Below are 8,747 nucleotides of genomic sequence, written 5' to 3'. Positions count from 1 at the left end.
ATAGCGGTGAAACAGTCAATGAAGATGTCGGCTGGTACACCGCTATCGCGAGCAGGCTCACTCCTACAGGTTTTGTGTGAAGGCTGAGAAATCCTTGCGTGCAGCAAAAGGAACAAGCAATGAACGATCAACACTGGGGCCCATCCATCAGTGCGGACATCGTGGTCATCGGCGGCGGGACGGCCGGCATCGGTTTTGTCGCCAGTCTGCTCAAGCGTGACCCGCACCTTAACGTCACAGTCATCGAGCCCAGTTCACAACACTACTACCAACCGGCCTGGACGCTGGTTGGCGGTGGCGCATTTGATGTGAAAGACACCGTCAGGCCGATGAGCAAAGTCATGCCGCGTCAGGCAACGTGGATTCAGGCGAGCGTCAGCGCCATTGACCCGGCTCAGCGTCAACTCACCCTCGATGATCAGCGCACCGTCAGCTACCAGAATCTGATCGTCTGTCCCGGCCTGCGCCTGGCCTGGGAGAGAATCGAAGGCTTGCAGGAAAGCCTTGGCCTGCACGGTGTCACCTCGAACTACAGCTACCAACATGCCCAGTACACCTGGGATCAAGTGCAGAAACTGCGCGATGGCCGGGCGCTGTTCACCCAGCCGGCGATGCCGATCAAATGCGCCGGCGCGCCACAAAAAGCCCTGTATCTCTCCTGCGATCACTGGCGCAAATCCGGGGTGCTGCGCAACATCAATGTTGAATTCAACCTGGCCGGGGCCGCGCTGTTTGGCGTGCCGACCTTCGTCCCGCCGCTGATGAAGTACATCGAACAGTACAACGCGCAACTGGCCTTCAATTCCAATCTGGTCAAGGTCGACGGCCCGGCGAAAACCGCGTGGTTCGAGATCAAGGACGCCGACGGCAACGTCACCCGCGAGGCGAAAAGCTTCGATCTGCTCCACGTCGTGCCGCCGCAGGTTTCGCCGGACTTCATCGCGCAAAGCGCTCTGGCCGACGCCGCCGGCTGGTGCGAAGTCGATCCGCACAGCCTGCAGCATCCGCGTTATCCCGAAGTGTTCGCACTCGGTGATATCTGCGGTACCAGCAACGCGAAAACTGCAGCGGCGGTGCGCAAGCAGATTGTCGTCGTTGCGCAAAACCTCCTGGCCGCGCGCAAACAACAGCCGCTGCCGCTGAAGTACGACGGCTACGGCTCGTGCCCGCTGACGGTGGAGAAGGGCAAGGTGATCCTTGCCGAGTTCGGCTATGGCGGCAAACTGCTGCCGACCTTCCCGCTCGACCCGACCGTTCCCCGGCGATCGGCGTGGTGGCTGAAAGCGACACTGCTGCCGTGGTTCTACTGGCACGGCATGCTCAAGGGCCGCGAGTGGTTGACGCGTCTGTCCAGGGTCGACTGAGAAAACCCTATGTTGCTGGCAAGTCTGTTTGGCGTGGTGATGGGGTTGGTGCTCGGTCTGACCGGCGCGGGCGGCGGGATTCTCGCGGTGCCGGCGCTGGTGCTCGGGCTTGGCTGGACGATGACGCAAGCGGCGCCGGTGGCCTTGTTTGCGGTCGGCAGCGCGGCAGCGGTCGGGGCAATCGATGGTTTGCGCCATGGCCTGGTCCGTTACCGCGCGGCGCTATTGATTGCGGCCCTGGGCGCGGTGTTTTCGCCGCTGGGAATCAACTTCGCGCATCAGTTGCCGGAGAAGGTTCTAATGATCCTGTTCAGCCTGCTGATGGTCATGGTTGCCTGGCGAATGTTCAGAAGAGACCGTCAGCAAGCGGGGCCGAGCGATCACGGGCATGCCAGTTGGGGCCAGAAGAACTGCATGCTCAACGAGCAGACCGGGCGCTTCGACTGGACCGCCAAATGCACCGCAACTCTCGCCGCACTGGGGGCGATTACCGGTGTGGTCTCGGGATTGCTTGGCGTCGGTGGCGGGTTCCTGATCGTGCCGGCGTTCAAGCAACTGACCGATGTGCAGATGCGTGGAATTGTTGCGACATCGTTGATGGTGATCAGTCTGATTTCAGCGATCGGGGTGATCGGCTCGTTGCATGCGGGCGTACGCATCGATAGCCAGGGCGCCGCGTTCATCGTCGCGAGCATCGTCGGCATGATCATCGGCCGCAGGCTGTGCGCACGGGTGCCGGCGCGGGCGTTGCAGGTGGGGTTTGCCAGTGTCTGTCTGGTGGTGGCAGCCTGCATGCTTTTTCGGACCTGAAACACTTCTGTGGCGAGGGAGCTTGCTCCCGCTGGACTGCGCAGCAGGCCCTTTTTTTAAAGAGCGACCGCTGCGCGCCCGAGCGGGAGCAAACTCCCCGCCACAGTCACATTGTTACAACACCAGGTGCGGCAGCCACAGCGACAGAGCCGGAATGTAGGTGACCAGCATCAGCACGAGGAACAGCACGGCGTAGAACGGCAGCAGGGCTTTCACAGTGCTTTCAATACTGACCTTGCCGATGGCGGAGCCGACGAATAGCACCGCACCCACGGGCGGTGTTATCAATCCGATCCCCAGGTTGACCAGCATGATCATGCCGAACTGCACCGGATCGACGCCGATGTCCAGAATCACCGGCATCAGGATGGGCGTCAGGATCAGGATCAGCGGCGCCATGTCCATCACCGTGCCCAACAGCAGCAACATGACGTTGATGCACATCAGGATCACGTAACGGTTGTCCGACAGGGTCAGGAACGCCGTGGTGATCTTCGCCGGAATCTGCATCAGGGTCATGATGTAGCCGAAGCTGGCGGCGAAGCCGATCAGGATCATCACGATCGAGATCGTCCGCACGGTGCGGTGCATCAGCTTGGGCAGTTCACGCCACTTGTAGTCGCGGTAGATGAACATTGTCACGAAGAACGACCACACCACGGCAATGGCGGCCGACTCGGTCGCGGTGAAGACCCCGGAGAGAATACCGCCGAGGATGATCACCATCGCCATCAGGCCCCAAAGGGCTTCGCCGACGATTTTCAGCGCCTGGCGCATCGGGATCACTTCACCCTTGGGGTAGTTGCGCTTTTTCGCGAAGATCAGGCACAACACCATCAGGCACGCGCTCATCAGCAAGCCCGGCACGATGCCCGCCATGAACAGCGAGGCGATCGAAACGGTACCGCCTGCGGCCAGCGAGTAGAGCACTGAGTTATGACTTGGCGGGGTCAGCAGGGCCTGCACCGAACCGCTGACGGTCACAGCAGTGGAGAAGTCGCGCGGATAACCCTTGCGCTCCATTTCCGGAATCAGCACCGAACCCACCGACGCGGTGTCGGCCACCGACGAACCGGAGATCGCACCGAAGAAGGTCGAGGCGACGATGTTGACCAGTGACAGGCCACCACGGACGAAACCCACCAGCACCCCGGCACACGCCACCAACCGCCGGGACATGCCGCCCTCGGCCATGATCGCGCCGGCGAGGACAAAGAACGGAATGGCCAGCAGTGAGAACTTGTTTACCCCGCCCGCCACTTGGATCATTACGGCCTGGAAGGGGATGTCGATCCACCACGCACCGATCAGCGCGGCGGCGCCGAGGGCGTAGGCGACCGGCATGCCGATCAGGATCAATACGATAAAACTGCCCAGCAGAATCAGAGCGTCCATTAAACGGCACCTTCGCTTTCTTCAACCAGATCGAACTGCACGACCCGACGCTTGCTCTGGTCACCGAAAAACAGTTTTTCCAGGACAAAAACCAGGGTCAGCAAACCGCCCACGGGAATCGGCAAATAGGTCACGCCCACCCGCAGGGTGGGCAGGGACGCCATGAACTGGTTCCAGGTGGACATGCACAACTTGAATCCCCAGATCGTCATGAAAATGCAGATCAGGGCCATCAGCAGTTGGGAAAAAATCGACGCGGCGCGGCGCAGATGCGGCGGCATGCGGTCGGTCACCATGGCCACGGCCATGTGCGCACCGGCGCGGTAGCTGGCAGCGGCGCCAATAAAGGTGAACACGATCATCAGCAGAATGGCCGTAGGCTCGGGCCAGCTCGAACCGGTACCCAGCACGTAGCGGGCAAACACGCCCCAGGGAATCATCAGGGAAACTGCCAGAACGGAAAGGCCGGCCACCCAGATGCAGGTCATGTAGATCTTGTCGTTGATACGCAGCAGCAAATTCTTCATCGGGTTTCACCGTAACCGGGCGCGCCTCGAACATCCGGCGCGCCGGGCCTTATTCATGAGTACGGAGCGGGAGGCGTTACTGAACGGCTTCGATTTTCTTGATCAGGTCGGCATACGGCGCACCGTACTTGGCCCGCACCGGTGCAGTGGCGTCGTAGAAGGGTTTTTTGTCGACCGTGATGAACTCGACGCCGGCGGCCTTGAGTTTTTCTTCACTGGCAGCGGACTTCTTGTCCCACAGCTCGCGCTCTTCAGCCTGGGCAGCCTTGGCGGCTTTCTTGACCAGTGTCTGTTGATCCGGAGTGAGTTTCTCCCAGGTGATTTTCGACATCACGATAGGCTCTGGCAGGATCAGGTGACCGGTCAGGCTGTAGAATTTGGCGTTCTGGAAGTGGTTGTGTTCGAGCAGGGTCGGCGGGTTGTTTTCCGCGCCGTCGATCACGCCGGTTTGCAGGGCGCTGAAGATCTCGCCGGTGTCCATGGCGATCCCGTTGGCTCCCATGGCGTTCATCATCTCGATGAACATCGGGTTGCCTTGCACACGAATTTTCATGCCCTTGAGGTCTTCGAGCTTGCGCACCGGTTTTTTGGTGTAGATGTTGCGCGTGCCGCCGTCCATCCAGGCCAGGGCCACCAGGCCGAATTCCGAGTTGGTGATCTTGTCGAGGATCTCATCGCCCACCGGCCCATCGATGACATTGCGCATGTGCTGGTGGTCTCGGAAGATGAACGGCATGTTGAAGACGTTCACGTCCGGTACGACAGGGCCGACGATCCCCAGGCTGACCCGGGACATCTGTATCGCGCCGACTTGCATCTGCTCGATGACTTCCTTTTCAGAACCCAGCACACCGCCCGGGAAGTACTTGAAAGTCAGCTCGCCGTTGGTCTCTTTGGTCAGCATTTTGCCCATACTTTCTTCCGCCACCGTGGTTGGATAACCCTTGGGGTGGATGTCGGCGACTTTAAGTTCCAGTGCCTGAGCGGCGCTAGCGAGGGTAAAAATCAGCGGGAGTGCAGCGGCGAGCAAGGTGCGTTTGAAGTTCATGGGGGTGAGTCTCCAGTCTTGTTATTTTTGTGTTCAAGGCGCAGCGGTGCAGCAGAAGGTCTAAAGCAGATCGTTGAATTCAGGTTCGGCGAGGCCTTTGACGCCGGGCTTCAAGGCGAACACGCCGCCGGCCATGGATTGCGGATCGAGGTCATCGCCGGGGCGAATCGAGGCGACGAACAAGGTGTCCAGGTTGCTGCCGCCGAAAGCGCACATGGTCGGTTTTTTCACCGGTACTTCCAGCGAGAAATCGAGGCGACCGTCCGGGGCGAAACGGTGAATCAGGCCGGCGTCGTTGGCACAGATCCAGTAGCAACCTTCGGCATCCACGGCGGCGCCGTCGGGGCGGCCGGGGAAGTGGTTCATGTCGACGAAGATGCGGCGATTCGATGGCGTACCGGTTTCGGTGTCGTAATCGAACGCCCAGATCAGTTGCACGTTGGGGTGCGAATCCGACAGGTACATGGTTTTGCCGTCAGGGCTGAAACCGAGGCCGTTGGGCACGATGAAGCCATCCAGCTGCGCTTCAATCACGCCAGCCTGCCCGGCGCCGAGGCGATACAGCCGGCCTTCAGGCGCATTCAGGCCCATGTTCAAGACCATGCTGCCGGCCCAGAAACGCCCTTGGCGGTCGCAACGACCATCGTTAAGGCGCATGTCCGGGCGGCTGTGCTCGACGGTGGCGAGCAATTCGCTGTCGAGGCTGCCGTCGCTGTGCGCGTGCAGGCGAAAGAAACCGCTTTGCATACCAGCGACCCAGCCACCGCTGCGGTGGCGGGTGATGCAGGCGAGCATTTCCGGGGCTTTCCACGAAGCAACATGGCCAGTGTCGGCGCTCCAGCGTTGCAGCCCGCCGTTGGGAATATCCACCCAGTACAGCGCGTTTTCCTGCGGCACCCAGACCGGGCTTTCACCGACCGCGTTGCGGGCGTCGACGATCAATTCGGCTTGCATACTCATTCCCTTGGTTTTTATTGGAGGGGGATCAAGTCGAGCGATCAGTCGCCAAACGGGCCTGCTGCAACGAACGCGCCGCCCTGATAGATCCGCGCCGGATCGTCATCGGCCGGCATCGGCTGGGCTTCGACTTTGTCGCGGAACACTTCCGAGCTGTCCCTGGCTTCGAAACCGAGGTGGCTGGCGTAGCGGTTGTCCCACCAGACCTCCTTGTTGGCGGACATGCCGTAGACCACGGTGTGACCGACATTCGGTGTGTACAGCGAGCGTTCGAGCAGTTGCGTAAGGTCGTCGAAGCTCAGCCAGGTGTGCATCATCCGGCGGTTCTGCGGCTCGGGGAACGAGGAACCGATGCGGATGCTGACGGTTTCGATGCCGTAGCGATCGAAGTAGAAACTCGCCATGTCTTCGCCGTAGGACTTGGAGAGACCGTAGTAACCGTCAGGACGGCGCGGGGAAGTGGCGTCGAGTTTTTCGTCCTGCTTGTAGAAGCCGATGACGTGATTGGAGCTGGCGAAAATCACGCGTTTGACGCCATGGCGGCGCGCGGCTTCGTAAATGTGGAAGACGCCGCAGATGTTCGCACCGAGAATTTCTTCGAACGGCCGCTCGACCGAAACGCCGCCGAAATGCAGGATCGCATCGACGCCTTCGACCAGTTGATGCACGGCTTGTTTGTCGGCGAGGTCGCAGAGCACGATTTCTTCATGTTCATCGACGGCTGGGGCGAGGGCGGCGATATCGGACAGGCGCAGTACGTTGGCATAAGGGCGCAGGCGTTCGCGCAGGACTTTGCCCAGGCCTCCGGCGGCACCGGTCAGCAGCAGGCGATTGAAAGGTACGCGGGGGGTAGAAGTAGACGTCATGGCAATCCCTGGACACATTGTTATTAGGTTTGTTGTAGGTTGTCGTATGACTGCGCTGAAGTATCGGTAGGGTTTCCGGATATTGTCAACGCGACTTTTGGTGTAGATGACGGAAGGCGGAAAGGTGTTTTTCCAGTTGCTTCGCCTTGAAATGCATTTCCTTGTAGGAGTGAGCCTGCTCGCGATAGCGCTGTATCAGCTGACATTTGCTCTGACTGATATACCGCTATCGCGAGCAGGCTCACTCCTACAGGGGGGCGGTGTCGCCTTGGAAATTACAACAACGAAATCGGATAGCTGATGAAGATCCGGTTCTCGTCAAATTCGTTGGTGCTGAAATCCCGGCGGATGGTCGCATTGCGCCATTTCACGTTGAGGTTCTTCAGCGGGCCGCTCTGCACGGTGTAGGCCAGTTCCGATTCGCGGCCCCATTCCTTGCCGTCATTGGTGGTCGCGGTGTGCACGTTATCGCCGCTGATGTAGCGGTTCATCAGGGTCAGGCCAGGCACGCCCAGCGCCACAAAGTTGTAGTCGTGACGCAGCTGCCAGGAGCGCTCCTTGGCGTTGTCATAACTGGCGTTGTAACTGTCGTTGGCCAGGGTGCCGCCGCTGGTGCCGTTGACGCGCATCCAGGCATCGTCCCCGGTGAGTTTCTGCAGGCCGACGTAGAAAGTGTGGCCGCCGTACTTGGCAGAGAGCAGGGCGAACGCGGTCTTGTTGTCGAGGTCGCCGGCCTGGGCGCTGCCGTCTTCCTTGCCGGTGAAGAAACCGAGGTTGGCGCCCAGGGTCCAGTCGCCCATCGGCTGGCTGTGGCTGAGGTTGAAATACTGTTGCTGATAGATATCGGTCAGCTCGGCATACCACACGCCGACCATGGTGCGTTTCTCGTTGAAGGTGTATTCGCCGCCGCCGAAGTTGAAGCGATCAGAGGTGAATGCACCGCGGCCGTTCATCGACATGTCTTCCATGCTCGCGTCGTTGCGCGGGCTGTTGCCCCGGAACTGGCCGCCGTAGACAGTCAGGCCGTTGATCTCGGTGGAGGTGATCTGGCCGCCGCGAAAGGTCTGCGGCAGGGAGCGGCCATCGTCGGAGCGCAGGATCGGCAGTACCGGCATCCATTCGCCGACCTTCAATTCGGTTTTCGAAACTTTGGCTTTCAGGGCTACGCCGAGCCGGCCGAAGTTGTCGGCCGGGCGCCCGTCATCGTGGATCGGCAACAGCTGCGTGCCGCCAGTGCCTTTGCCGCCATCGAGCTTCTGCGAGTACAGGCCAAGGATGTCGAGACCGAAGCCGACGGTGCCTTGGGTGAAGCCGGATTTGGCGTCGAGGATGAAGTTCTGCGTCCACTCTTCAGCCTTGCCCTGGGGATAGGCCGGGTTGACGAAGTTGCGGTTGAAGTAGGCGTTGCGCAGGTTCAGCGTGGCTTTGCTGTCTTCGAGAAAGCCTTCGGCATCGGCGCTCATTGGCAGGGCGAGGGCGAGGCTGCTGCAGCCGAGCAGGCTGAGGGTCGAACGCGGCTTGAAAGTGGCAAAACGTGGAGGGCGGACGGAATTGCGGGCGAGTGTGCTCACTGTGACGCTCCCTGAATCGTTTGTTGTTTTTATTATTTGTCATACGTCGTCGTACAACATCGCTGGGGATATTTCCCAGATTTTAGAGGATTGTCAACTGGAAGTTATACGATCACTCGTCCAGCCACGCATTCTCCACTGTAGGAGTGAGCCTGCTCGCGATAGCGGTGTGTCAGCGAAGAAAATGGCGAGTGATTCACCGCTATCGC

Annotated in this window: 8 protein-coding genes; 2 read left to right on the top strand and 6 right to left on the bottom strand. The window is 60.1% G+C overall.

Features of this window, described 5'->3' with window-relative positions; genetic code table 11:
* The first annotated feature begins 119 nt into the window (after positions 1–119).
* Positions 120–1,364 carry an FAD/NAD(P)-binding oxidoreductase gene (locus DCO47_RS23620; protein WP_116659034.1) on the top strand — a complete coding sequence of 415 codons (1,245 nt, stop codon included), beginning with the start codon at positions 120–122 and terminating at the stop codon, positions 1,362–1,364.
* A gap of 9 nt (positions 1,365–1,373) precedes the next feature.
* Complete coding sequence (locus DCO47_RS23615) at positions 1,374–2,174, top strand: sulfite exporter TauE/SafE family protein (protein ID WP_116659033.1); 801 nt, start codon at positions 1,374–1,376, stop codon at positions 2,172–2,174.
* A 114-nt stretch (positions 2,175–2,288) separates the two neighbouring features.
* Here DCO47_RS23615 and DCO47_RS23610 read toward each other — a convergent pair whose 3' ends face one another.
* From DCO47_RS23610 to DCO47_RS23580, 6 genes are all read right to left on the bottom strand, one after another.
* Complete coding sequence (locus DCO47_RS23610) at positions 2,289–3,569, bottom strand: TRAP transporter large permease (protein ID WP_042609302.1); 1,281 nt, start codon at positions 3,567–3,569, stop codon at positions 2,289–2,291.
* Positions 3,569–4,096: a TRAP transporter small permease gene (locus DCO47_RS23605; protein ID WP_065616079.1), complete on the bottom strand. Its 528-nt coding sequence runs from the start codon at positions 4,094–4,096 to the stop codon at positions 3,569–3,571. The genes DCO47_RS23610 and DCO47_RS23605 overlap by 1 nt, the downstream gene beginning before the upstream one ends.
* 76 nt (positions 4,097–4,172) lie before the next feature.
* The gene (locus DCO47_RS23600) at positions 4,173–5,144 is read right to left on the bottom strand and encodes a TRAP transporter substrate-binding protein (RefSeq protein ID WP_042609304.1); all 972 of its coding nucleotides are present in this window, start codon (positions 5,142–5,144) and stop codon (positions 4,173–4,175) included.
* A gap of 60 nt (positions 5,145–5,204) precedes the next feature.
* On the bottom strand, positions 5,205–6,098 hold the full coding sequence (locus tag DCO47_RS23595; RefSeq protein ID WP_116659032.1) for an SMP-30/gluconolactonase/LRE family protein: 894 nt from the start codon (positions 6,096–6,098) through the stop codon (positions 5,205–5,207).
* 44 nt (positions 6,099–6,142) lie between these two features.
* On the bottom strand, positions 6,143–6,967 hold the full coding sequence (locus tag DCO47_RS23590) for an NAD(P)-dependent oxidoreductase (protein WP_116659031.1): 825 nt from the start codon (positions 6,965–6,967) through the stop codon (positions 6,143–6,145).
* 275 nt (positions 6,968–7,242) lie between these two features.
* Entirely contained in the window at positions 7,243–8,538 is a 1,296-nt protein-coding gene (locus DCO47_RS23580; RefSeq protein ID WP_064363563.1) for an OprD family porin, read from the bottom strand.
* Positions 8,539–8,747: the final 209 nt, after the last annotated feature.

This window comes from Pseudomonas sp. NDM, from assembly GCF_003105095.1.
In the GTDB taxonomy this organism is placed as follows: domain Bacteria; phylum Pseudomonadota; class Gammaproteobacteria; order Pseudomonadales; family Pseudomonadaceae; genus Aquipseudomonas; species Aquipseudomonas moraviensis_A.
Note: the sequence above shows the minus strand (reverse complement) of the source record. Positions and strands in the feature narration are given on the sequence as shown.

Excerpts from the sequence above, each read along its gene's own strand:
- DCO47_RS23620 (WP_116659034.1), top strand. The coding sequence starts at position 120 with ATGAACGATCAACACTGGGGCCCATCCATCAGTGCGGACATCGTGGTC.
- DCO47_RS23615 (WP_116659033.1), top strand. The coding sequence starts at position 1,374 with ATGTTGCTGGCAAGTCTGTTTGGCGTGGTGATGGGGTTGGTGCTCGGT.
- DCO47_RS23610 (WP_042609302.1), bottom strand. The coding sequence starts at position 3,569 with ATGGACGCTCTGATTCTGCTGGGCAGTTTTATCGTATTGATCCTGATC.
- DCO47_RS23605 (WP_065616079.1), bottom strand. The coding sequence starts at position 4,096 with ATGAAGAATTTGCTGCTGCGTATCAACGACAAGATCTACATGACCTGC.
- DCO47_RS23600 (WP_042609304.1), bottom strand. The coding sequence starts at position 5,144 with ATGAACTTCAAACGCACCTTGCTCGCCGCTGCACTCCCGCTGATTTTT.
- DCO47_RS23595 (WP_116659032.1), bottom strand. The coding sequence starts at position 6,098 with ATGCAAGCCGAATTGATCGTCGACGCCCGCAACGCGGTCGGTGAAAGC.
- DCO47_RS23590 (WP_116659031.1), bottom strand. The coding sequence starts at position 6,967 with ATGACGTCTACTTCTACCCCCCGCGTACCTTTCAATCGCCTGCTGCTG.